Annotated in this window: 25 protein-coding genes and 4 pseudogenes; 14 read left to right on the top strand and 15 right to left on the bottom strand. The window is 72.9% G+C overall.

The window, feature by feature from the left end; all coding sequences use genetic code 11:
• Positions 1–39: 39 nt before the first annotated feature.
• Together O1G21_RS05400 and O1G21_RS05395 are read right to left on the bottom strand one after the other, a co-directional pair.
• Positions 40–975 (bottom strand): SdpI family protein, encoded by a 936-nt coding sequence (locus tag O1G21_RS05400; protein ID WP_270141247.1) that lies wholly within the window; start codon positions 973–975, stop codon positions 40–42.
• A gap of 68 nt (positions 976–1043) precedes the next feature.
• The gene (locus O1G21_RS05395; RefSeq protein ID WP_270141245.1) at positions 1044–1391 is read right to left on the bottom strand and encodes a GntR family transcriptional regulator; all 348 of its coding nucleotides are present in this window, start codon (positions 1389–1391) and stop codon (positions 1044–1046) included.
• A gap of 505 nt (positions 1392–1896) precedes the next feature.
• On the opposite strand from O1G21_RS05395, the gene O1G21_RS05390 reads away from it, so the two are divergent.
• The 4 genes and pseudogenes from O1G21_RS05390 to O1G21_RS05375 all read left to right on the top strand — a co-directional run bounded on the left by O1G21_RS05390 (position 1897) and on the right by O1G21_RS05375 (position 4750).
• Positions 1897–2190, top strand: coding sequence for a DUF1330 domain-containing protein (locus tag O1G21_RS05390; protein ID WP_270141243.1), 294 nt, complete (start codon positions 1897–1899; stop codon positions 2188–2190).
• 455 nt (positions 2191–2645) lie between these two features.
• Positions 2646–2864, top strand: a pseudogene (locus tag O1G21_RS05385) (maleylpyruvate isomerase N-terminal domain-containing protein); the annotation flags it as partial.
• A gap of 438 nt (positions 2865–3302) precedes the next feature.
• Positions 3303–3857, top strand: a complete 555-nt coding sequence (locus tag O1G21_RS05380) for a universal stress protein (RefSeq protein ID WP_270141241.1) — start codon at positions 3303–3305, stop codon at positions 3855–3857.
• A gap of 254 nt (positions 3858–4111) precedes the next feature.
• Entirely contained in the window at positions 4112–4750 is a 639-nt protein-coding gene (locus tag O1G21_RS05375) for an N-acetyltransferase (RefSeq protein ID WP_270141240.1), read from the top strand.
• Positions 4751–4763: 13 nt separating this feature from the next.
• On the opposite strand, the gene O1G21_RS05370 is transcribed toward O1G21_RS05375, so the two are convergent.
• The 4 genes and pseudogenes from O1G21_RS05370 to O1G21_RS05355 all read right to left on the bottom strand — a co-directional run bounded on the left by O1G21_RS05370 (position 4764) and on the right by O1G21_RS05355 (position 6600).
• A complete protein-coding gene (locus O1G21_RS05370; RefSeq protein ID WP_270141238.1) occupies positions 4764–4898 on the bottom strand; it encodes a hypothetical protein in 135 nt (44 codons plus the stop codon).
• Positions 4899–4995: 97 nt separating this feature from the next.
• Positions 4996–5403, bottom strand: a complete 408-nt coding sequence (locus tag O1G21_RS05365; RefSeq protein WP_270141236.1) for a hypothetical protein — start codon at positions 5401–5403, stop codon at positions 4996–4998.
• A gap of 224 nt (positions 5404–5627) precedes the next feature.
• Positions 5628–5858 (bottom strand): annotated as a pseudogene (locus O1G21_RS41700) (DUF397 domain-containing protein); the annotation flags it as partial.
• 613 nt (positions 5859–6471) lie between these two features.
• Positions 6472–6600, bottom strand: coding sequence for a hypothetical protein (locus O1G21_RS05355; protein ID WP_270141235.1), 129 nt, complete (start codon positions 6598–6600; stop codon positions 6472–6474).
• Positions 6601–6605: 5 nt separating this feature from the next.
• On the opposite strand from O1G21_RS05355, the gene O1G21_RS05350 reads away from it, so the two are divergent.
• The gene (locus O1G21_RS05350; protein ID WP_270141234.1) at positions 6606–7190 is read left to right on the top strand and encodes a DinB family protein; all 585 of its coding nucleotides are present in this window, start codon (positions 6606–6608) and stop codon (positions 7188–7190) included.
• Positions 7191–7223: 33 nt separating this feature from the next.
• Positions 7224–7484: pseudogene (locus O1G21_RS41695) on the top strand (transposase); the annotation flags it as partial.
• 261 nt (positions 7485–7745) lie between these two features.
• Here the strand turns inward: O1G21_RS41695 and O1G21_RS05345 are convergent.
• Positions 7746–7949: a helix-turn-helix domain-containing protein gene (locus O1G21_RS05345; protein ID WP_270141233.1), complete on the bottom strand. Its 204-nt coding sequence runs from the start codon at positions 7947–7949 to the stop codon at positions 7746–7748.
• A gap of 67 nt (positions 7950–8016) precedes the next feature.
• A pseudogene (locus tag O1G21_RS05340) lies at positions 8017–8372 on the bottom strand (hypothetical protein); the annotation flags it as partial.
• Positions 8373–8589: 217 nt separating this feature from the next.
• Between O1G21_RS05340 and O1G21_RS05335 the strand changes: the two are divergent.
• From O1G21_RS05335 to O1G21_RS05310, 6 genes are all read left to right on the top strand, one after another.
• The gene (locus O1G21_RS05335) at positions 8590–8781 is read left to right on the top strand and encodes a hypothetical protein (RefSeq protein ID WP_270141232.1); all 192 of its coding nucleotides are present in this window, start codon (positions 8590–8592) and stop codon (positions 8779–8781) included.
• 2 nt (positions 8782–8783) lie between these two features.
• Complete coding sequence (locus O1G21_RS05330; protein WP_270141231.1) at positions 8784–9140, top strand: ArsR/SmtB family transcription factor; 357 nt, start codon at positions 8784–8786, stop codon at positions 9138–9140.
• A gap of 80 nt (positions 9141–9220) precedes the next feature.
• A complete protein-coding gene (locus tag O1G21_RS05325) occupies positions 9221–10846 on the top strand; it encodes a SulP family inorganic anion transporter (RefSeq protein WP_270150779.1) in 1626 nt (541 codons plus the stop codon).
• 40 nt (positions 10847–10886) lie between these two features.
• On the top strand, positions 10887–11369 hold the full coding sequence (locus O1G21_RS05320; protein ID WP_270141230.1) for an ATP-binding protein: 483 nt from the start codon (positions 10887–10889) through the stop codon (positions 11367–11369).
• A gap of 15 nt (positions 11370–11384) precedes the next feature.
• Positions 11385–11564, top strand: a complete 180-nt coding sequence (locus O1G21_RS05315; RefSeq protein ID WP_270141228.1) for a hypothetical protein — start codon at positions 11385–11387, stop codon at positions 11562–11564.
• Entirely contained in the window at positions 11561–11656 is a 96-nt protein-coding gene (locus tag O1G21_RS05310; protein WP_270141226.1) for a DUF6126 family protein, read from the top strand. Before O1G21_RS05315 ends, O1G21_RS05310 begins: the two co-directional genes overlap by 4 nt.
• Positions 11657–12459: 803 nt before the next feature.
• On the opposite strand, the gene O1G21_RS05305 is transcribed toward O1G21_RS05310, so the two are convergent.
• Both O1G21_RS05305 and O1G21_RS05300 read right to left on the bottom strand, forming a co-directional pair.
• Positions 12460–13092, bottom strand: coding sequence for an aldehyde dehydrogenase family protein (locus tag O1G21_RS05305; RefSeq protein WP_270141224.1), 633 nt, complete (start codon positions 13090–13092; stop codon positions 12460–12462).
• A 187-nt stretch (positions 13093–13279) separates the two neighbouring features.
• Entirely contained in the window at positions 13280–14158 is an 879-nt protein-coding gene (locus O1G21_RS05300; protein ID WP_270141222.1) for a universal stress protein, read from the bottom strand.
• Between the two features lie 214 nt (positions 14159–14372).
• Here O1G21_RS05300 and O1G21_RS05295 point away from each other — a divergent pair, with 214 nt between their 5' ends.
• Positions 14373–16058, top strand: a complete 1686-nt coding sequence (locus O1G21_RS05295) for a GAF domain-containing sensor histidine kinase (RefSeq protein WP_270150778.1) — start codon at positions 14373–14375, stop codon at positions 16056–16058.
• Between the two features lie 58 nt (positions 16059–16116).
• Here the strand turns inward: O1G21_RS05295 and O1G21_RS05290 are convergent, their stop codons facing one another.
• The 5 genes from O1G21_RS05290 to O1G21_RS05270 form a co-directional block, all read right to left on the bottom strand.
• A complete protein-coding gene (locus tag O1G21_RS05290; RefSeq protein ID WP_270141220.1) occupies positions 16117–16500 on the bottom strand; it encodes a pyridoxamine 5'-phosphate oxidase family protein in 384 nt (127 codons plus the stop codon).
• 107 nt (positions 16501–16607) lie between these two features.
• The gene (locus O1G21_RS05285; protein WP_270141218.1) at positions 16608–17309 is read right to left on the bottom strand and encodes a response regulator; all 702 of its coding nucleotides are present in this window, start codon (positions 17307–17309) and stop codon (positions 16608–16610) included.
• A 169-nt stretch (positions 17310–17478) separates the two neighbouring features.
• Positions 17479–18495 (bottom strand): Acg family FMN-binding oxidoreductase, encoded by a 1017-nt coding sequence (locus tag O1G21_RS05280; protein ID WP_270141216.1) that lies wholly within the window; start codon positions 18493–18495, stop codon positions 17479–17481.
• A 58-nt stretch (positions 18496–18553) separates the two neighbouring features.
• Positions 18554–19201: an Rv1733c family protein gene (locus tag O1G21_RS05275; protein ID WP_270141214.1), complete on the bottom strand. Its 648-nt coding sequence runs from the start codon at positions 19199–19201 to the stop codon at positions 18554–18556.
• A gap of 53 nt (positions 19202–19254) precedes the next feature.
• Complete coding sequence (locus O1G21_RS05270) at positions 19255–20133, bottom strand: universal stress protein (RefSeq protein ID WP_270141212.1); 879 nt, start codon at positions 20131–20133, stop codon at positions 19255–19257.
• A 400-nt stretch (positions 20134–20533) separates the two neighbouring features.
• Here O1G21_RS05270 and O1G21_RS05265 point away from each other — a divergent pair, with 400 nt between their 5' ends.
• A complete protein-coding gene (locus tag O1G21_RS05265; RefSeq protein ID WP_270141210.1) occupies positions 20534–22030 on the top strand; it encodes an amino acid permease in 1497 nt (498 codons plus the stop codon).
• Positions 22031–22041: the final 11 nt, after the last annotated feature.

The following is a 22041-nucleotide window of genomic DNA, read 5'->3' as shown; positions in this document are numbered from 1 at the left end:
ACCGGAGGGCTGCTCACGGGTGGCGGGCCGGGCGGGGGCTCAGCGTGTCGCGGCGCCGGCGGTACGGGCGATCAGCGCGTTGAGCAGGGCGGCGCCACGTTCGGCGTCGTCGACGCTGACCGCGAAGTCCCGGCCGCGCCTGGTGCGGACCACCAGGCAGTCGCCCCGGCGCAGGAACACGATGCTGCCCCCGCGGTGGAGCCGGTAGCCCCAGCCGCCGGCCTGGCGGGCGGTCAGCTGCTCGGCCCGGGCCGAGACGAGCTCGGCGGGGGCGAGGCGCCGGGCGGGCCGGCCGAACGGGCCGAAGCCGACGTGCAGGCCCTCGTCGTCCACCCGGACCCGCACCGAGGAGCTGAGCAGGGCGGCGACGGAGCCGAGGCCGAAGAGGACCGCCGACGGCCAGTCGGCGGACTCCGTGAGCCCGCTCGCGGCGAGCAGGAATCCCGGCACCGAGAGCAGCCCCAGGACGGCGGAGAGCAGCTGCAGCCAGTGGTTGGAGGCCTGGGAGAACCAGACCACCCGCTCACCCGCCCTGAGTTCCAGCTCCGGCGCCCCGGGCCTGGCGGGCGCGGTGGCGGCCCGTCGGGTCGCCAGCCAGGCCAGGGCGCCCGCCAGGCCGGCCGCCAGGACGATCAGGACCACCTCGATGCCCATCGGCGCGGCGTCCTGCCAGCGGGCGCGGTCCAGGTTGGAGCGCACGATGGAGGCCTGGGCCCCGCTCAGCAGCACCCCGGTGGCGGCCAGCACCGGTCCGGCGAAGCCGCGGGCCGAGCCGGGCCGGAAGCGCAGGGCGACGGCGAGACCGGCCGCGACCAGCAGCCAGAGGCCGGCCGGGAACAGCGCCGCCGTCATCAGCGGCATCGAATCGTCCGGGTGGCTCCCGCTCCAGTGGGTCGCCACCTGCTTCGGCAGCCGGTCGCGGGCGGTCAGCGGCAGCGCGACCAGCAGTGCCGCCACACCGAGTGTCCAGACCACCGCCCCCCACAGCGCTCCCCGGCGGGCCGGCCGGCTTGAGGCGGGCTCTCCCGCAGGTTCTTCGTTCCTCACGACATCCCCCTGATCAGATCCACGAGATCGTTCCTGCTGTAGCCGGCCCGGGCCGCGTCGGCAATCAACTGTCGTACCCGGTCCACCAGTTCGGCGCGGGTGTCGGCGTCCGTCGCGACCGTGATGCCGCGGCCCCGGCGGAACTCCAGCACCCCTTCGTCGCGCAGGGCGCGCAGCCCGCGCAGCACGGTGTTGGTGTTCACCCCGAGGGCCCGGGAGAGCTCCCGGGCGGGCGGCAGCTTGTCGCCGGGGGCGCACTCGCCCTCCGCGACGGCCCGTCGGATCGCGCCCGCCACCTGCTCGTGCAGGGGGCGGGCGTCGCCAAGATCCAGCTTCAGCAACATGGTGCCAATGACGATAGCACCATTCGATCGTCGTGCCGGGGCCAGGGGATTACCGGCCTCGGTACTGGTGGGCTCGCGCGTTCAACGGTCGCCGGTTCTTCGAAAGGATCAGCCCGACCGTGACTGAAGGTGATCCGGGTGGCAGAGCGGCGGCTACCAGTGCGGCGACGACGGGAAGCGGATGCACCATGCCCGCTGCTGAGTGAGAAGCGGCTCGACGGCCATCCAACGCGCCGCTCCGCCAGCGCCGAACCGGTCGTTCCAGGACACCGACACGGCCAGCTCGGCACGGACGGGCTGTGCCTGCGGCCGATGCGCAACGGGACCCGGCCGGTCGCCGACGATGCCTACTGCTCAGGATGCCGACCGCGAGTTCCTCACGGCGACCGCCGGGTCGGCTGACCGGCGCGTTCTCCGAACCACCCCGGCGTCCCGTCGTTGGGTACGATCGATCTGAATTACATATTCGAAGTCAGATGTGCTCTTACGAACACTGGGGGGTTCCGTGCCCAAAGGCTACTGGGTCAGTGTCTACCGCACCATTTCAGACCCTGAGAAGCTGGCTGCCTACAACAAGCTGGCCGGTCCGGCCGTCCGGGCCGGGGGCGGGCGGCTCCTCGCCCGTGACGGTCGGGTCGTCGCACACGAGGCCGGAATCGCCGAGCGCACCATCCTGATCGAGTTCGACAGCTTCGAACAGGCCCTCGCGGCCCGCGAGAGTGAGGCCTACCAGGAGGCGCTGGCCGCGCTCTCCGACGGCGTCGAGCGCGACTTCCGCATCATCGAAGGCATCGACTGACAATCGGCGACCTGCCCGGCGTCCGGCTCCGGCGGGCACCGCGACGGAGAAGGAGCACCACACCGCCGGGCAGGTACGCGACCAGAGTCGGCTCGCGGCTCACCTTGAATGAGGACGCCGGGGGCCGACCCGGACACCGGTGCGCCGGTCAGCACCACGGCCCGGCGTCGTCGCCCTGCTCACCGGCCTCCCGTCCGGTCCGTGCCCCAGCCGCCACACGCGCAGCCGGCGGCGGCCTTTCGCCTCGGCCGGGCTCTGGGCCGGGGCGAGGGCTTCCTCGTCCGGGGGTGCAGCAGGCGCTGGTACCGCAACAGGCCCTCCGGTGCGCTGTCGGCGCTCCTTTCTCCGGGGTGGTGAGGGTCCGCCCGCGATGGCGGCGGTGAAAATCGCTGTCCGATCGGCGGAACGCAGTGACAGAGATCCAGGGTGACAACACACTCGAGTTCCCCGTTCTGCTGCGACTGATCGACGAACGGTCAACTGCCTTCCGCGCCGCGGTCGCCTCCGCGCCCGGCCTCGACGTGCAGGTGCCGACCTGCCCCGAGTGGACGCTGTTCGATCTGGCGCAGCACATCGGCGAGGGGCGCCGCGACTGGGCCGCCACCGTCGCCGCAGGGCCTGCTCCGACCAAGTCCGCAGCCAGGCCAGCAGGGCCTCGGGGAGCAGAGCCGCTTCGCGATCAGCTGCCGGTCCTCGCCGGGTCAGGGGACTTCGCGCCGGGTCAGAGGACGTAGAGGCTCTGCGCCTCGGTGACGCGGCCGTCGTCGCCGGCCTGGATCACTTCGAGGACCTCCCCGGCGCAGTCCGCGCCGGAGTGGATCTCCGCCGCCTCGTCCGTGAGGTCGTCGACGATGCTGGCGATCCCGTCCAGTGCGTAGCACCCGGAGGGGTCGGTGTGGGTCGTGCCGTTGACCGCCAGGTCTCCGGTGGCCGCCGCGGCCGGACCGGCACCCAGGGCCAGGGGGGCGGCGAGGGGGAGAGCCCGGCCCGCGTACGGAGTGCGTAGGGAACACCACCCGGCGCGTCAGGAAGCCGTCAACAAGGGCCGACCGACCGGCCAGGCAGCGATTGGGTGGAGGTCGACGGAGCACCCAACCACACGAGGACGGACCATGCACGGCAACGGGCGGCAGCAGGACGGCGCGGCACCCAGGGTGGTGGTCGGGGTCAGCGGGTCGCTGGGGAGCCTGGCGGCGCTGCACCGCGGGGTGGCCGAGGCCCGGAACCGGGGCGCGGAGCTGTGGCCGGTGCTCGCCTGGGAGCCGCCGGGCGGCGAGCACGGCTACCGGCGCTCGCCCTGCCCACCGCTGCTCGCCGCCGTCCGGGAGGCCGCCGAGCGGCGCCTGGACGAGGCGCTGGACGCTGCCTTCGGCGGCGCCGACCCGGGCGTGCCGGTGCAGCCGGTGGTGATCCGCGGCGAGACCGGGCCCGCCCTGGTGCACCTCGCCGACCGGGCCGACGACCTGCTGGTGCTCGGGCGCAGCGGCGGCCCGCTGCGCCGCCGGCTGCGGCGCCCGGTGTCCGGGTACTGCGCCCGCCGGGCCGGCTGCCCGGTGCTGACCGTCCCGGTGCCCGAACTGCTGCACGACCTGGAGGCCCTGCACCGCCGCGCCCGCTGGCACCTGCCGGTCGGCCCCGCGCCGGAACTGCTCCCGGCGAAGGGGTAGCCGGGGGCCTGCTGCCGGCGGTTCGGACCGTACGGTCCGAACCGCCCCATGGACGGCCCCCGGGCCCCGGCCGGTACTCCGGAGCCCGCGACGGCCGGAGGCGCCCCCGGCGCCTCACGGTGGAGTGGCCGCCGTTCGGACAGCGGGCCGCCGCCCGCAGCGGCCACTCCACACTCTCCTAGCCGTAGGCGAGTTGACGGTACAACAGCTACCCCCGCCCGGGCGGTGCGGATAAGGACGCGCAGAATGTCCGTATGCGGATGACGAACACCAATGCGACCACGAACGCGACCACGAACGCGGACACGAGCACGCCGAGGGCGGCGACGGGCGAGGACGTCGGGGCGATGTCCCGGGTGCTGGCCCGGGCCTTCGAGGACGATCCGATGATGTGCTGGTTCTTCCCGGAGGACGCCACCCGCCCGGCCGCGCTGGGCAGTTACTTCACCACGCTGCTCACCCGCCAGTACCTGCCGTACGGGCTGTGCGAGCGCACCGAGCACGCGGCCGCGTTCTGGGTGGCGCCGGAGGCGCAGGAGAAGGCCGTACCGGACGAGGGCACGATCCGGGAACTGGCGGAGCTCCTCGGGGACCGGGCCGGCTGGTTCCGGCAGTGCGTCGATGCGGCCGCCGCGACCGCGCCGCAGGAGGCGCACTGGTACCTGGCGGTGATCGGCGCGGACCCGCTCGCGCAGGGCCGGGGGCAGGGCGCCGCCCTGCTGCGCTCGGGGCTCGCCCGGGCGGACGCGGCGGGGCTGCCGGTCCACCTGGAGTCCTCGAAGGCGGAGAACCTCGCCGTCTACCGGCACTTCGGCTTCGAGGTGCTGGAGGAGGTGGCGCTGCCGGGCGACGGGCCGACCCTGTGGACGATGCGCCGCGCGCCGCGCGGCTAGCGGTTGACAACCCTCAGTCATCGGCAGCGAGTTCGGCCGGTACGGCGATCACGTCGACCAGTGCCTCGCCGCGCAGGACGGTGAGCGGGAGGGAGCGCCCGATGGCGTCCGCGAGCATCAGGCGCTGCAGGGCCTGGGCGCTGCCCATGGGTTCGTCGTCGGGGGTGAGCGGCAGGTCGCCCGCGCGCAGCCCGGCCCGGGCGGTCGGAGCGCGCCCGGGGCTCCACCGGCGGATACGCTGCCGGTCAGTGCGCGAAGGGCGGTTCGAAGCAGCCGGACTCGGGGTACGGCCCGGTGGCCTTCGCCTGGTAGTTGCTCCGCTGCACGAAGCCTATGACGCAGGCGTCGTCGTGCACTTGGAGGCTGACCACGGCGCCCTCGGGGGTGACGTAGTGGTCGGTCACGAAGCGCGCGTCCATCTGCCGCACCACCAGCGGCCCGTTCGGTTTCTCCTGGTACCCGAGCTTGAGCAGCGCGGTACGGACGGTCTTCGGGTCCCAGGTGCCGGCCTGCCAGAGCGCCTTGAGGACGGGCTCGATGCGGTCGGCCTCCTTCTTCGCGTCCGCCGCGCTCGCGGGGGACATCTCGCCCGCGATGCGGGAGCCGTTGTTCTCCCGGTAGTGCGGCGCGCCGTCGCCGGCTCCGGGCTCCACGTAGGGCGTGGGTGTGGCGGTGCTCGTCGTCGCCGAATGCACGGGACGCTGTTCTCCGCACGCGGTCAAGAGAAGTGCGGCGGCGCTGAGGAAGACGACTGCGGCGACGCGCCTGGGCTGTTGGCGTATGAAGATCATGGGAATGACTCTCCCACGACGGGGAGGCCGTCCTCGGTCCGGGGCGTCCGGGCCCGCCTCAGTGCGAGGCGGGCCGGCAACATGACTCAAGTGGTCGGGAAGCTCCCGCTCTTGACCTTGGCGATGAACGCAGCCCATGCGGCAACATCAAAGATCAGCGCAGGACCACCCGGGTCCTTGCTGTCGCGTACGGGGACCACGCCAGTCGCGGCGAAGAACTCCTGGGTCCAGGCGTCGGCGGGCTGGACCTGGACGCGCCAGACGATGCCGCGCTGCCGGGCGCCGTGGTCCTCGGGCAGCCAGCCGACGTAGACGCGACCGTCCGGGCTGGAAGCCGGACCACCTCGGTGGTGTCCACCAACTGCAGGCGGTGCAGCGCATCCTCGATCCGGCCGGACCGTCCCTGGGGCGTGTGGTCAAGATGGTCCGAGGACCACGGGGCGAGGGCCCGGTAGACCGGGCCGAGCGTGCGCGCCCGGTCGGTGAGCCGGTAGACCCGGCCTGGTCGTCCTGACCTGCGCAATTCTTCTGCCTCCTGCAGCTGTGGCTCCTTGATCGGCGCACGGAGGCTACAGGTGCCACGCCCGGGTGATCGCCTGCGACCACCATGCGATCACCAACGCGGAATTGGGGCTCTGACCTGCGGCTCGCGGTGAGAGCCCGCACCTGGTCCGCTCCGACCCGACTGTCTCTCGCCTGATCGACACCCTGGCCTCGCCCCGCCCGTGCACTCGCGGCGATTCGCCGAGCGCGGGCCGAAGTCAGCGAAGGGGTCTGACGGTTGGCCGGCGAGGCGACCCGGGAAGCGGGTGGCGAGGTGGGCGTGGATATCGACGGCGTGCTCGCCCTGGCGCACTCCGGGAGGCAGGACGCGGCCAGGGCCGGGGAGAAGACGTTCGACCACCCGGCGCCCATCTATAAGAGGTTGTCTCACGTGGCAAGTTCCGCGACCTTCTTGTAGCAGGTCAGGGCAGCGGCCATGGCCAGGCCTCGGCTCTGCCAGTCGTTGCGGACCACGTACGGGATCTTGAGACCACGAGCAGCCCATGGCAGGCTCATGGCGCATGATCGATGAATTCGCGAAAGACAACCTGCACGGGAGACTGCGGCGGGACCGCGAGGCGCTGCTCTGGAAACTCGACGGCTTGTCCGAGTACGACGCCCGCCGACCTTTGACAGCGACCGGGACCAACCTCCTCGGTCTGGTCAAACACGTGGCCAGCGTCGAGGCCAGGTACTTCGGCGAGGTCTTCGACCGCCCTTCCCTGGAACCGCTGCCCCGGTGGCAGGACTCCAACGGCAGCGATCTGTGGGCGACCGAGGACGAGACCCGCGATCAGATCATCGGGTTCTACCGGCGCACGTGGGAACACTCGGACGCGACGATCAACGAGCTTCCCCTCGACGCCCCCGGCCACGTGCCGTGGTGGCCGGAGCCTTATTCCAACACGAACCTGTTCACCATCATGGTCCATGTCCTCGGCGAGTCCAACCGCCATGCCGGGCACGCCGATATCCTGCGCGAGGGCCTCGACGGCCGGACCGGGGTGCGCCCCGAACACGAGAAGCAGATCGACGAGGAAGCCCGCGCAGCCTACTGCGCGAAGATCGAGCAGGCCGCCAGGTCGGCCGCACCAATCAAGGCTTAGAGGTTGTCTCATGTGACTTGATGTTCGTGCAGCATGATGGCGGTCGTGGGTGCTGATCTATCGAAGTGTCTGGTTCCTGATGAACTCTGGGACCTGACCGCCCCGTTGCTGCCGTCGTTCGCTGCTCGGTCGCAAGGTGGTGGGACCGCTCCGTGTGACGAGCGGGCCGTGTTCACGGCAGTGGTGTACGCGCTGACCAGCGGCTGTGCCTGGCGGCATCTGTCGCCGACATTCGGTACGTCGCCCGCCACCGCGTATCGCCGCTTCACGGTAGAGACCGAGGCCGGCCTATGGCGTCGGCTGCACCGGGCGGTGCTGGACGAACTCGGGGCCCGGGGCGAGGTGGACTTGACCTCAGCAATCGTCGCGGCGGCCTCCGTTCGCGCCAACCGGGGGATCGCTGATCGGGCCGAACCCGGTCGATCGCGGCAAGAAGGGCAGCATGCGGCCACGGACGCCGATGCCCGTGGGGCCATCACCGCGCCTCGGGCCCGCCCGGAGGTGATGGGCGGGCGCCGACCGAGCGGTCGCCGCCACGTGATCGGCGGCTCCTGTTCAGCCGTGCGAGGTCGGGCCGCCGCGCGGACGGAAGGTGACGTCGGCCATGCGCAGCAGGCGGTGGACGGACCCGTACGACCTTTCGTACTTCTCGGCGATCTCGCGAACGGACGCCCCGGCGTCGTACATCTGACGCATGTCGCGGGCGAGGTTGTGACGTTCGGCGTCGCCGGCCTGCCCGCCTGGGTCGAATCCTGTCATGTTCCGACCCCTCCTCTCCTGTCGGCAGGGCAAAACTGCGGCGCTCACCTTCCCGCTGGGGCCGCGCGTCGGCCTCGATCCGGCGGATCTGGTGGCGGGCCATCGCGAGGTTGGCGCGCGCGGTCCAGGACGAGGTAGAGGAACAGGCCGCTGCCCCCGGGGCGGGTCAGTGGCCTGATCAGGTGATACTGGTGGGTGAGCGTGGTCAGGGTGTCCTCGATCTGCTCGCCGTGCAGACCGAGCGTGTCCAGGGAGCGGGAGGCGGCGCGGAACATGTCCGGTGGTGCCGGCCGCCGCGAGCTCCAGGTCCTGGGCGGCGCCGAGCGACCCCAGAGCCATCCCGCTCCCGGAGTCGACCACGGCGGCACCGAGCGCCCCGTCGATGGTCATCGCATCCTTGAGGGCACTGTCGACGTTCGCCATCTGCTCCTCCTCACCAGGTCGTTGGTTTCGAAGGCTACGGATGAGGCCGGCTTCGGCCGTGGCGATGACCACTGTTGATCATTACCGCCTCAAGCCGGGCGTATGTCGATCTGCGATGATCGCAACTTGAAGAATTCTTCAATTTCATAGATGATGCTGCCTTGTATCCGGCAGGGGTGTGGCCGCGCGCGGCAGCGCCGGCGGCGAGGAGGGGCGCATGAGCGACGTTTTCGGCCAGGAGCTTCGTGAGCAGCTCGCCGAGGCGCGCCGGCAGCGGGCCAGCGCTCGGGCGGCCGGCGACGAGGACGGCGCGCAGGCGTACGCCGGACGCATCACGCAGCTCCTGCGGATCGCCGCCCACCACGGCATCGAGGTCGAGCGCACCGTCGAGGAAGAGGAAGAAGACTGAGCATGGCCGTCCCGCTGTACCAGGCCAAGGCGGAGTTCTTCCGTACGCTCGGCCACCCGGCGCGCATCCGCGTGCTGGAACTGCTCCAAGACGGTCCGCGCCCGGTGCGCGAGTTGCTCGCCTCGATCGAGATCGAGCCGTCCAGCCTCTCCCAGCAGCTCGGCGTCCTGCGCCGCAGCAATCTGGTCACCGCCACCCGTGAGGGCAACACGGTGGTCTATGCGCTGAGCACGCCGGACGTCGCGGAGCTGCTGCGGGCCGCGCGCCGCATCCTCACTGAGATGATCACCGACCAGGGGACGCTGCTCGCCGAGTTGCGCGGGGCCGACGTGCAGGACGTCCGGGAGAAGACCGCGTGAGTGCCGTACAGCCGACCCTTCTGAACCGTGCCGCCGGACGCGTCCGCGCCGTTCTGCCGAATCGCGCGATCCTCGCCACCATGGGCCGCTCGCCGCGCAAGGACCTGCTGGCCGGCCTGACGGTGGCGATCGTCGCCCTGCCACTCGCCCTCGGCTTCGGCGTCGCTTCCGGCGCCGGCGCCGAGGCCGGGCTGGCCACCGCCGTGGTCGCCGGCGCCCTGGCCGCGATGTTCGGCGGCTCCAACCTCCAGGTCAGCGGCCCGACCGGCGCCATGACCGTGGTCCTGGTGCCGATCGTGCACCAGTACGGCACCTCCGGCGTGCTCACCGTCGGTTTGATCAGCGGTGCACTGCTGATCGCTCTCGCGCTGGGTGGCGCCGGCCGCTTCATGGCCTACGTCCCCGCCCCGGTGGTGGAGGGCTTCACCCTTGGCATCGCCGGCGTGATCGGGCTCCAGCAGGTGCCCGCCGCGCTCGGCGTCAAGAAGGGTGACGCCGAGAACGTCGTGGTTGTGGCGGCCCAGGCCGTTGCCGACTTCGTCCGCCACCCGCACCCGGCGGCGATCGCGGTGGCGCTCGGCGTCGCCGCCGTGATGCTGGCCGGTGCCCGGTGGCGCCCCGGCATCCCGTTCTCGCTGCTCGCCGTCGCAGCCGCGACCCTGGCGGCCCACTTCGTCCACCTGGACGTGGCGACCATCGGTCACCTTCCGGCTGGACTGCCGATGCCGTCCCTGGGGTTCCTGGACCTCGGCGCCGTTCCGCATCTGCTCACCGCCGCCTTCGCGGTCGCGGCGCTGGCGGCGCTGGAGTCGCTGATGTCGGCGACCGCCGCCGACGCGATGAGCGTGTCCGAACGCCACGACAGCGACCGGGAGTTGTTCGGTCAGGGAGTGGCCAATCTGGTCGCCCCGCTGTTCGGCGGCGTGGCCGCCACCGGCGCGATCGCCCGCACCGCCGTCAATGTCCGCTCCGGCGCCGCCTCCCGGCTCGCCGCCCTGGTCCACGCAGCCGTGCTCGCCGTAGTCGTCTTCGCCGCCGCACCCCTCGTGCAGGACATCCCGCTGGCCGCGCTCGCCGGTGTGCTGATCGCCACCGCCGTCCGGATGGTCGAGGTCGCCTCGCTGCGGGCGCTGGCCCGCAGCGGCCGCGGCGAGGCTGCCATCCTGGTTCTCACCGCCGCCGCCACTCTCGCCTTCGACCTGGTCACCGCCGTCATCGTCGGCCTGGCCGTCGCCGGGATCCTGGCCCTGCGCCAGGTCGCACAGTCCGCGAGGCTGCAGCAGGTACCCCTGCACGACGGTCTCCCTCCGGCCGACCACCACGAGGAGGAGCAGGCACTGCTCGCCGAGCACATCGCCGCCTACCGGATAGACGGCCCGGTGTTCTTCGCCGCCGCCCACCGCTTCCTGCTCCAGCTCGCCGAGACCGCCGACGTCAAGGCCGTCATCCTGCGCATGTCCCAGGTCACCGCCATCGACTCCACCGGCGCCCTCGTCCTCGGCGACGCGATCAGCAAGCTGGAGCGGCACGGCATCCTGGTCCTGGTGTCCGGCGTCAAGCCCGGCCACCGGCGCACCCTGGACGCGCTCGGCGTCCTGGACGATCTGCACGCGGCGGGCCGGGTCTTCGCTCACACCCCCGATGCCATCGCCCACGCCCGCACCGAACTGCACACCACCGGCGTCCTGGCGGATGCCACGGTATGAAACGGAGCCGACCGATGACCGCACCCAGCGAGCCCCGGAGGTGAAGCGCCGCTGGGGACGCCGGAACTGGCGCGAATGGGACGACGTTCCGCCCGCCCGCGAGGACCCGCCCATCGCCTCCGGGCGGCACCTCACGCTGTCCCTTCCGACGCTCCCGTCCTCGATTCCGCTGGCCCGGCACACCGTACAGATCCGCTTCACCACGTGGGGCCTGCCGCGCGAAGCGGCTGTCCTGGACGCCGCTTTGCTGATCGTCACCGAGCTGGTGACCAACTGCGTGCGCCACGCCGCCGAGCGCTCACCCCAGCTCGGGCTGACCGTGAGCCTGGGGGACAGCTACCTCGAAGTTTTGGTGGCCGACCAGCACCCCCGCGTGCCGAGGGTGTCGGCCCGCGGGGGCCTGCAGGTGATCGCCGAACTCGTCTACGACTTCGGCGGCCGCCTCGTCATCGCCCCCTCCACCCTGAGCGCGGGCAAGACCGTGCGCGTTCAACTGCCCCTGCCCGCCAAGCCCGCACCCTGACCCGGAAGGACGCCCTTGCGCTTCGAGATCACCCCCTACGACGATCACGGCGCCCCGACGGCCCCTGACGTCGTCGACCTGACCACCCTGCGCGAACGCCTCGCCGACGCCGCCCTCACCGGCCAGCGCCTGCACATCCGCCCCCGGCCCCGCCACGACCGCCCCGCCACCCGACCCCAGGAGAACCGGCCATGAGTGACGCCACCTCGGAGGAGAAGAGCCGGCGCAAGGCCATGCTGATCCGGGCCGGGATCTACATCCTTGGGACCCACCTGTTCGCCGTGTAGCCGGTTGTCGCGATGAGCAGCGTCGGCGGCGAGTTCGATCCGGGTGGCGATGGTGCCGCGCCAGCCCTCGGCGAGGCCGCTGCCGCTGCTCGGCCGGTGCCGGTCGCCTGAGCCGCGTCAAGATCGTCGACCCGTCCTTCTTCAACTGGCCCGCCCTGCCGGTCGCCCTCGCGGACACGATCGTCCCCGACTTCCCCCTCACCAACAAGAGCTTCAACCTCTCCTACGCCGGCAACGACCTGTGACCCGGCAGATCAGTTCTTGGGCCCCGAGGATCGCAACCACCCGACCGTCATCCGCCGGCGGGGGCTCTCCGCGTTCGTCAGGGCGAGCAGAGCCCGCAGCAGGGCTGTGGCGTGCTTGGCGTTCATGCGAACCTTGGCGAGGTCGGGTGACAGTCTCCCGGCATACGGCTCTTGTCGTACCGGACAATCCCCGGGCAGGCAGCGCGCGGGAGCACGCCCCGGCGCGGTGGGCGTATCCGGCCGGGCCCGGTACCGGCAGCATCCCCGTACCGGACGGCACGGCCATCGGGACGGCCGTCCGGGTCGGGCTGAGCGACGCCGGACTGCCGATCAGCGTGCCCAGGTCGAACGAACTGATCGTCTCGGACGCCGTCCTGGCGGGCATCGGCACGGTCTCCGTGCTCGGATTCGGTAGGCAGGGGTGGCCGCCACCAGCTGGATCGGCGGGCCCAGCGGAGCTGGGAGTCCGCTTGGGAGCAGGTGGAACCGGGATGGTCCGGGCGCCGGTGCTGAGCAGCCGTACCGCGGCCCGGGACCTGCCGGGGAACCCGTCCGGGTTCAGACGGTCTGCAGGCCCTGTGCGGCGAAGATCGCTCGGGCTCGGGCGATCTGGTCCGGCGTGGGCACCGGGGTGTCGGCGAGGGGCAAGTCGAGGCCGAGTGCGCGCCACTTGGCGGCGCCGAGTTTGTGGAAGGGCAGGACGTCGACCCGGGTGACGTTGCCGAGCGAGGCGGCGAAGGCGGCGACGCCCGTCTTCAGCGCCAGCAGGCACTTGAAGATCACGGTCGAGGTCGGGTTGGTCACCGGGGTGATGCCGGCGACCACGCCGACCGGCTCGGCGATCTCGACGATGCCGTCGATCTCGTCCCGGTGTACCACCCCGACCGTCCTGGTCCGGGCCATCACGTGGGTGACGTTCTCGCGGGCGAAGACGTTCTTGACCGCCTTGTCCTCGAAGACCCCGCGGCCGGTCTCCTCCACGGCCAGCACCGCGAGCGCGGTGTGCCGTTCCAGTGCGGCCAGCGAGGCCTTCCTGACGATGTGGTCGACCTGTTCCTGGGTGAAGGAGGCGTACGCGGCCAGCGCGTCGAGCGCGTTGCGCACTAGGCGGTCGACGGCGGTCGGCTCGGGGGCGGGAAGGCTGCTGCTCTCGGAAGCCGCCTTCGACTCGTGCCGCGGGCGACGGGCCATGCTGGACTGCCTTTCCGGATCATCGTCCGATGTCAGGGCACCGGGCGGGTGCCACGCGCGCCGTCCCTTCCAGGCTTCCTCGTGCTGGGCGCCGGGGGACCGGCCCAATGGGACCCGCTCGCGGCCGAAGGTCCCGGGTCCGCCGCGCGGTTGGTCCCGTGTCAGGGACCCGGGTGCGACCGGTGGTTCAACGGTGCGGTACGACGGCGACGGGGCAGTGGGTGTGGTGCAGCACCGACTGGGCCACCGCCCCCAGCCGGGGTCCGGCCATCGGGTGCTTGGGAGCGCGCCGGCCGAGGACGACCAGCGACGCGGTGCGGGAGGCCTCCACGAGCATCCGGCTTGGGCTCCACGGGCACACCTCCGCCGTCGTGCGGACCTCGGGGAACTTGTCCCGCCAGCGCGACAGCGCGTCCTGGAGTCGCACCTGCTCGGCGGCCGCCAGGGACTCCCCGATCTCCCGCATGCCCACCGGCGCCTCGGTGGTGTACGGGCCGCGGAATGTGTCCCGGCTCTCCATCACCCGTAGGGCGGCGCCGGTGCCGGCCGCGTGCTGGAAGGCGAAGGCGAGCACCGCGTCGCACGGCCGGTCGCCCTCGACGCCCACGACGACGGCTCCGGGCGCCGTGGTCGGTCCGTCCGTTCCGGTTCCTCCGTCCGAGCCGGCGCGGACCAGCACCACCGGGCAGTCTGCGCGGGCGGTGGCGCGCAACCCGACCGAACCGACCAGGAGGTCGGCGAAGCCGCCCAGGCCGCGCGAGCCCAGGACCAGCATCGTGGCCCGCCGGGCGGTGGCGGCCAGCGCGTGGGCCGGGTTCCCGGGGATGATCTCGCAGGAGAGCGCCAGTTCGGGTAGCTCGGCCGTGATCCGGTCCCGGATCGCGGCCACCGGGCCCGGCAGCGCGCTGTCGCCGCCGAGGTCGCGGTCGAGCGCCTCCACCTCGCCGCCGGCGACATGGACCATCCGCAGCGCGAGCCCGTTCCGGCGGGCCTCGAGGGCAGCCCACTCGGCCGCCGCCGCACTCTGTGCCGAGCCGTCGATCCCCACCACCACGCTGTGCGACATCTCTGTGACCTCCCTGGTCGGCGGAGGACCGCGCCACCCGTAGGCGCGGTCCCGTCCGGCGACCAGACTCCCGCCGTGCCGACGGTCGGTCACAGGGGCCGAGCAGCCCCACCTCGGTACCGAAGGTCCCGGGATCCGGTGGCCGTCTGCGAGAATCGGCCGCGACTTCGGCGATGAGGAGGGGCCCGTGAGCGGCGAGACGGTGCGGTCACGGATGCCGCAACTGCGGTTGGACGAGTTGCTGGAGGAGCTTCAGGCGCGGATCGACGCGGCCCGGGGCACCCGGGACCGGGTGCACAGCCTGCTGGAGGCGGTGCTGTCGGTCGGCCGGGAGCTGGATCTGACGCAGGTGCTGCGGCGGATCGTGGAGGCGGCGGCGGTCCTGGTGGACGCCCGGTACGCGGCGCTCGGGGTGATCGGGCCGGACGGGGAGACGCTGTCGCAGTTCCTCACGGTGGGCCTGACGGAGGAGGAGATCGCCCGGATCGGCCCCTACCCGACCGGTCGGGGCCTGTTGGGCCAGCTGATCCGCCACCCGGAGCCGTTGCGGCTGGAAGACCTGTCCGCGCACCCCTCGTCGTTCGGGTGCCCGGCGCACCACCCCGTGATGCGGAGCTTCCTGGGCGTGCCGGTGCGTGTGCGCGAGGAGGTGTTCGGGAACCTCTACCTGACGGACAAGCGGGGCGGTGAGGAGTTCGACGCCGACGACGAGTCCGTGATCTCCACCCTGGCGGTCGCGGCCGGCGTGGCGATCGACAACGCCCGGCTGTACGAGGAGGCCCAGCGCCAGCAGCACTGGCTGAGCGCGAGTGCGGAGATCACCCGCGCCCTGCTGTCCGGCGGATCCCGCTCCGAGGTGCTGGAGCTGATCGCCCAGCGGGCGCGGGAGATCACCGGCGCGGACCTGGCGGACGTCTCCGTTCCGGTGCCGGGGACGGGAACGGTCCGCGTGGAACTGGCGCTCGGCGGCGACGCGGTCGGCCGGTCGGGCCTGGTGGTGCCGCTGGAGGGGTCGCTGTCGGGTGCGGCCTGCGCCTCGGGGGTGCCGGTGACCACGGTGGACCTGGCCGGCGATCCCCGGCTCTCCGCCGGGCCGAGCCGCTTCGCCGGGCTCGGACCGGCAGTCGCGGTCCCACTGGGCCGGGCCGAGGGACAGATCGACGGCGTGCTGCTGCTGGCCAGGAAGGCGGGCCGGCCCGAGTTCACCGACCGGGAGATCGGCCCGCTGCTGGGCTTCGCCGACCAGGCCGCGCTGGCCCTGGAGCTGGCGGAACGCCGCCGCGACGTCGAGCAACTGGCGATGTTGGAGGACCGCGACCGGATCGCCCGGGACCTGCACGACCTGGCCATCCAGCGACTGTTCGCGACGGGGATGACGCTGCAGAGCGCGGCCCGGGTCATCGATCATCCCGGCGCATCGGACCGGGTGCTGCGTGCGGTGGGGGACCTGGACGAGACCATCAAGATCATCAGGTCGACGATCTTCGGCCTGCGGGCGCGGGAGGAGAAGGGCGGCCAGGGCCTGCGGTCGCGCGTGGTGCGGGTGGCCGAGGAGGCGCAGGCCGCGCTGGGCTTCCCGCCCAGGCTGAGCATGGAGGGCCTACTCGACACGGACGTGCCCACGGAGGTGGCCGACCATGTGGTGGCGGTCCTGGGAGAAGCGCTGAGCAACGCGGCCCGGCACGCCCGGGCCGGGCGGGTCGAGGTGGTGCTGCAGGCGACCGGGTCGCGGGTGGTGCTCACGGTGCAGGACGACGGGGTGGGCATCCCGGAACAGGGGCGGCGCAGCGGGCTGCGCAACCTCGCGGAGCGGGCCGAGACCCTGGGGGGCGTTTTCGAGCTGGCCTCTCCGGAGACCGGCGGCACCAGGTTGTCCTGGTCGGTGCCGCTGGAACACTGACCCGGCCTGTCGGCACCGCCTTCGTCGTGCCGTCCGCTGGCTGGAGGCGGTGATCCGGTCAGCGTTGGACCAGGCGGGTCGGCGGGAACAGGCGGCCGCTCACCAGCTCGGGAAGGATGCGGACGGTGACCGTGTCGGTCGGGCCGGTTGCCGTCCGGTCGGGTGTGACGTCGGCGCGGCCGAGGACGGTCACGCTCCAGCCGGTGCCGTCTGCCGCGTCGAGCTCCCCGGCCTCGAAGGCCACCAGCGCGCCGGAGACCGCTCGGACCAGCTCGGAACCGGCGGTGGCGCTCAGCAGGACGCTGCCGTCGGCGCCGAGCCTGTATTGGGTGGGTTGAACGGCGGGCAGGGCACCGAGGGTGTAGACGACCCGGCCGACCGAGAGGCCGGCGAGGAGCCGTCGGCACTCTCGCCCGTCCAGCGGCGTGGTGTCAGGTGTCATGGCATCGATGGTGTCGCCGCATCGGGCGCCGGGGGAGGGGCCGTTGGTCCCCGGCGAGGATGCCGACCGGACCTGGTCGGTGGGGCGGGTGTCCCGGGGCGGCTGGTTCAGCGGCCGGGCCGACCGGTCGGCTGCCCGTGGGTGGCCAGGGTCTGGGTGGCGATCAGGGCGGCCTGCACCCGGCGTTCCACGCCGAGTTTGGCGAGCAGGCGGGAGATGTGGTTCTTGACGGTCTTCTCGGCGAGGTAGAGCCGCTGGCCGATCTGGCGGTTGGTGAGTCCCTCACCGACCAGGGCGAGGACCTCCCGCTCGCGCTCGGTGAGCTGGGGCAGGTCGGAGCTCTGTTCGGTGACGGCGTCGCCGCGCAGGCGGGCCATCAGCCGGGTGGCGGCGCCGGGGTCGAGCATCGACTGGCCGGAGGCGACCGTGCGTACGGCGGAGACCAGGTCGGTGCCGCTGATCTGCTTGAGGACGTAGCCGGCGGCCCCGGCCATGATGGCGTCCAGGAGGGCCTCCTCGTCGTCGAACGAGGTGAGGATCAGGCAGATCAGTTCGGGCATCCGGGAGCGCAGTTCGCGGCAGACCGTCACGCCGTCGCCGTCCGGCAGCCGCATGTCGAGGATCGCGACGTCGGGGCGCAGCGCGGGGACCCGGGCGAGCGCCTGCTCGACAGTGGCGGCCTCGCCGATCACCTGGAGGTCCGGCTCGGCGTCCAGCAGGTCGTGCACGCCCCGGCGGACCACCTCGTGGTCGTCCAGCAGGAACACCGTCACTGAGCCGCTCGTCCCAGCCGCCGGACTCTCCGTCATCACCGCTCCAACCCCGTGGGCCCGCCCCGGTGGCAGGCCGCGTGAAACCTCCACCAAGTCTGGCGTGACCCGGGGCGGTTTCGATAGGGCCGTCCGGCCCTACCTCGTCCGGGACGCCGGGGCGGCCGGGGACAAGGCGGGCGAAGCGAGGAGCGCGGGATCCGGCTCGTCACACGGCGGCCTCCTCGGGCACTGAGGGGGTCAGGGTCCTCCACCGGGTGACCGGCGGGACCGGCAGGCGTCGCGGCGTGGGGAAGCCGGCCGGCCCGTGGCCGACGCGCAGCAGCATCTGGGGCGCGCAGTGGTGCGGGAGCGCGGCCGCTGCGCGGGCCCGCAGGTCGGGCCATTCCATGGCCTGGTGGAACAGGGAGGCACGGAGGCCTCGCAGGGTGAGCAGCAGCAGCGCGTGCTGCAGCGCCTGGCCCGCGCGCAGCCAGTCCGCCCGGCCGTCGTGGCGGGTCGCCAGCAGGAGGAGTTGTGGCTCGGACTCGTACGCGACCTGTGGCCGACCCGTACCGGTGCCGGGGACGAATTCGCGCATGGGCAGACGTCCGCCGACATCCTGCGTCCCGGCGGCGTAGGCCGGAATTCCCGCCCGGTCGTCGGGGCCGGCGATCCAGAGCAGACTCTCGGCCCGGCGCGCCGGATCGTTGCGGTTGCGATGTTCGGCGTCGGCGGTGAGGCCGAGCAGTCGCGCCCTCCCGGCGGGGCCGGGGCGCAGCAGCTCCGCGCCTTCCTGGTGGGCGCACTCGGCGAGTTCCGCCAGGACGGCGGCCGGTACCGGCTCGGGCGTGAACGGGAAGCGGCTGGTGCGCCGGCGCCAGATCGCCCGGTAGAGGTCGGGGCGACGGGTCAGGGCGGCCCGTGGTCTTCCGGCGAGCCGGACGGTGGCGAGCAGGTCCGGGGTCTCCGGGTCGGGAAGCAGCCGCACCACCGGCTCCCGGCCGAAGTGCACTGCGGCGGCACGGAGGTTGAACAGCGCCGCGCCGACCGAGACGTGCACCGCCCTGGCATCGGGATCGGTCCGGGGCAAACCGTGGACCGGGGCGGAGTGCACCTCGAACACCCGGGTGTCCTCGTCGAAGCGGAAACGCCACGGCTGGGTGTTGTGGATGGACGGTGCGGCACACGCGGCGGCGACGACGGCGCGTGCGATGTCACCGGTGGTATCGGGTTGGTCTGCCACGGTCTTCCTTTCGGGGGGGATCCGGCTGGGGGAGGGGGAACCGTGCTGTCGTGTCCGGTCAGCCGTGATGGTTGCCGGGCGGGGCACGGCCGCTCCACACGGGCTCCAATCGGGCCCAGGACCGCGTCCACGCCCGGTCGGCCCGACGGTCGAGGGCGCTCAGCCTCGCGCAGAGCCCCGCGGAGGCGAGAACGCCGAGCAGGCCGAACAGGAACAGGCCCAGGAACACGGCGTCGGCCACCAGGTCGGCGGCGCTCGGGGGTGCGGCGGCCGGGCGGCCGCTCTGGTCGACCCAGATCCCGACGGTGGCGCCGGGCCCGGTGGTCCGGGGGACGTCGATGCTGCCGGTGTTGCGCTGGTTGCCGGGGTAGGTCCAGGCCGCGTCGGCGCGATAGACGGCCTTCCCTCTTACGACGGTGGCTTCCGCCTTCCGGACGGAGCCCTGCACCAGGGCGTCGACGCGGTGCAGGCGGGCGGCCGTGGCCTCGGCCTGCCGCCAGCCGTCCGCGAGGTGGGTGACGGCGGCCCCGGCGCCGAGGAGTGCCGCGAGTGCGATCCCGAGGGCGGTGAGCACCACCGCCCGGCTCCGGGCCCGGTCGAGGGCACGGCCGAGCGGATTGCGCTCCCGGCCGAGAGCCCGGCGCAGGTGGCCGCACGGCGGTGCGGGCGGGCTGTCGGGCCGGGCGGGGCGGTGGGTGCTGGCCACGGTGGTGCTCCTTGTCGCTGCTCGGGTGGGCGATGGCGAGGGGTGTGCACGGCTCAAGGGTGGGGGACCACGGCGACCGGGGCGGCGCAGTGGTGCATAACCGCGTGGGCGACCGGGCCGAGGCGCGGACCCAGGCGGTGACGGGTTTCCCGTCGGCCGACGACGACGAGGTCGGCATGGGTGGAGGCCTCCAGCAGGGCCCGCGCTCCGCCGCCGAGGCGGATGTCTTCGACGATGTCGACACCGGGGTGCTTCGCCCTCAGGTCGGTGAGGACCGGGGACATCAGGGCCGCTTCGACGGCCTCCTGCTCCACCGGGTCCACCTGGGGCGGCATCAGGCCCCCGTAGGCCCAGGCGGGCACCAGGTCCCACCCGTGCACGACGCGCAGCCGGCAGCCGCGCAGCTCCGCCTCGGTGACGGCGAACTCGACGACGGCGTCGCCGGGTTCACGGCCGTCGAGACCGACCAGCACCTCCCGGGTCGCCTCGACGGCCGCGGGCCGTTCGGCGGGTGCCTGTCCGGAGCGGACCAGCACCGTCGGGATGGGAGCGCCCGCTGCGACCGCGAGTCCCACCGAACCGACCAGGAGACCGGCGAACCCGCCCAGCCCGCGGGACCCGAGCACCAGCAGCTCCTGCCCCTTCGCCGCGGCGACCAGCCCGTCGACGGGATCGTCGGAGATCACCGCGGCCTCCACCGGCAGGCCCGGGTGGTCGTGCCGGATCCGGTCGCCGATCCCGCGAAGCGCGTCCAACGCCCTCGGCCGCAGGTCGCCGGGCCGCGAGACGTTCTCGGTCCCGGCATCGAGCCACGGCCAGGCGTGCAGCAGCCGGAGTGCGCGGCCCCGGCGGCGGGCCTCCGCGGCCGCCCACAGGGCCGCGGCCTCGCTCTGCGGCGATCCGTCGATTCCGGTCAGGACACAGCGCGTCATGGTGGTTTCCCCCTCGTGAGATCAAGGCATCGAGCCCGGACGGCCGCCGCCCGGCATGCCTCGAATCTGCCGCCCGGGCGCCGGGCGGCAGAAGGGACCGAAGGGACCGGCCGCTGGGCCGGTGGTCCTGGTCACGGCAGCGGTGGTCCCGGTCGCGAGAGCGGCGGGCCGTGCGCCCGGGTGCGGTACCTCCTCGGGTCGACCGCGACGGGTCGGGGCCGGGCCCCGGTGGTCCCGGCCCGGGCCGGGACCACCGGGCGGGCGGACCGGGACCGCGGGCACGGGGGACAGGGACCGTCGGCCCCTGGGGCGGAGCCGCTCGGCGGACCGAGGATCTTCCTCGGCGAGCGATGGGCAAGACCCCCGCCCCGGACTTCCACTCTGACCGAGGAGCACCCTCATGTCCGCACCCGACCAATCGGATCGACGAGCCGCCGCGGCGGCCCCGGGGCAACGGAGAACCGACACACGCTTCGGGCTGCCCGCCGCGACCGCGCTGGTCGTCGGCAGCATCATCGGGACGGGGGTGTTCGCCCTGCCGTCCGCGCTCGCCCCCTACGGGCCGATCGCCCTGGTGGCGTTCGTCGCCGTGACCGTCGGCGCCCTCGCACTGGCGGTGGTGTTCGGGCGGCTGTCCGAGCGGGTGCCCGGCAGCGGTGGCCCGTACGTCTACGCCCGGGAGGCATTCGGCGAGTTCGCCGGGTTCCTGACCGCCTGGTCCTACTGGATCACCGCCTGGGCGGGCAACGCGGCCATCGCGGTGGCCTGGGTCGGCTACGTCGAGGTGTTCGTCAACAAGGGCCACCACACCTGGGCGTCGATCACGATCGCGCTGGCCGGGCTCTGGCTGCCCGCGGCCGTCAACCTGACGGGCGTGCGGAACATCGGCGCCTTCCAGGTGGTCACCACCGTCCTGAAGTTCCTGCCACTGGGCTTCATGGCGACCGCCGGACTGCTGTTCGTCAAGTCCGGTAACTTCGGGGCCTTCAACGCGAGCGGGGGGTCGGCCCTCGGCGCCGTCTCGGCGGCGGGCGCCATCGCCCTGTTCAGCTACATCGGCCTGGAGACCGCCTCGGTCGCCGCGGGCCGGGTCCGGGACCCGAAGCGCAACGTGCGCCGCGCGACCGTCTACGGCACGCTGGCCTGCGCGGCGATCTACCTGCTCGGCACCCTGGCTGTCTTCGGCACCGTCCCGCACGCCCAACTCACGGGCTCCACGGCACCGTTCACCGACGCGTTCAACACCATCGCCGGCGGCACCTGGGCCGGGAACCTGGTCGCCGCCGCCGCGATCGTCTCCGGCCTCGGCGCACTCAACGGCTGGACGCTGATCTGCGCCGAGATGCCGCTCGCCGCGGCCCGGGACGGACTGTTCCCCTCCGCCTTCGCCAAGGTCCGGGGACAGGGCCAGGTACCCGTCTTCGGCATCGTCTCGGCCACCCTGCTCGCCTCGCTGCTCACCGTGGTCAGCTACACCCAGTTCACCAAGGTCTTCACCGAGATCGTGCTGCTGAGCGTCCTGACCGCCGTCATCCCCTACCTGGTGTCCGCGGCCGCCCAGCTGCTCTGGCTGGTGCAGCACGGCCGCGCCGAGCTCGACCGGCGGCGCCTGGCCCGGGACGTCACTGTCACCGTCCTCGCACTGGCGTTCTCCTACTGGTCGATCCAGGGCAGCGGCTACCAGACCGTCTACTACGGCTTGTTCACCGTCCTGCTCGGCATCCCGGTCTACATCTGGCTCAAGCGGGAGCGGAGCGGGAACGCCACGGCCCCGGCGGCGCCCTCCGGCACCGGCACAGCGGCCCCCGCGCCGGTGGCCCACCCGGTCCGCACGGCCCGCCCGGTCGGCCTGCCGACGATCATCCTCCGCGCCCTGCGCCCGCGGCACCAGCACTGAGAACAAGGAGC

The organism is Kitasatospora cathayae, from assembly GCF_027627435.1.
GTDB lineage: Bacteria > Actinomycetota > Actinomycetes > Streptomycetales > Streptomycetaceae > Kitasatospora > Kitasatospora cathayae.
Note: the sequence above shows the minus strand (reverse complement) of the source record. Positions and strands in the feature narration are given on the sequence as shown.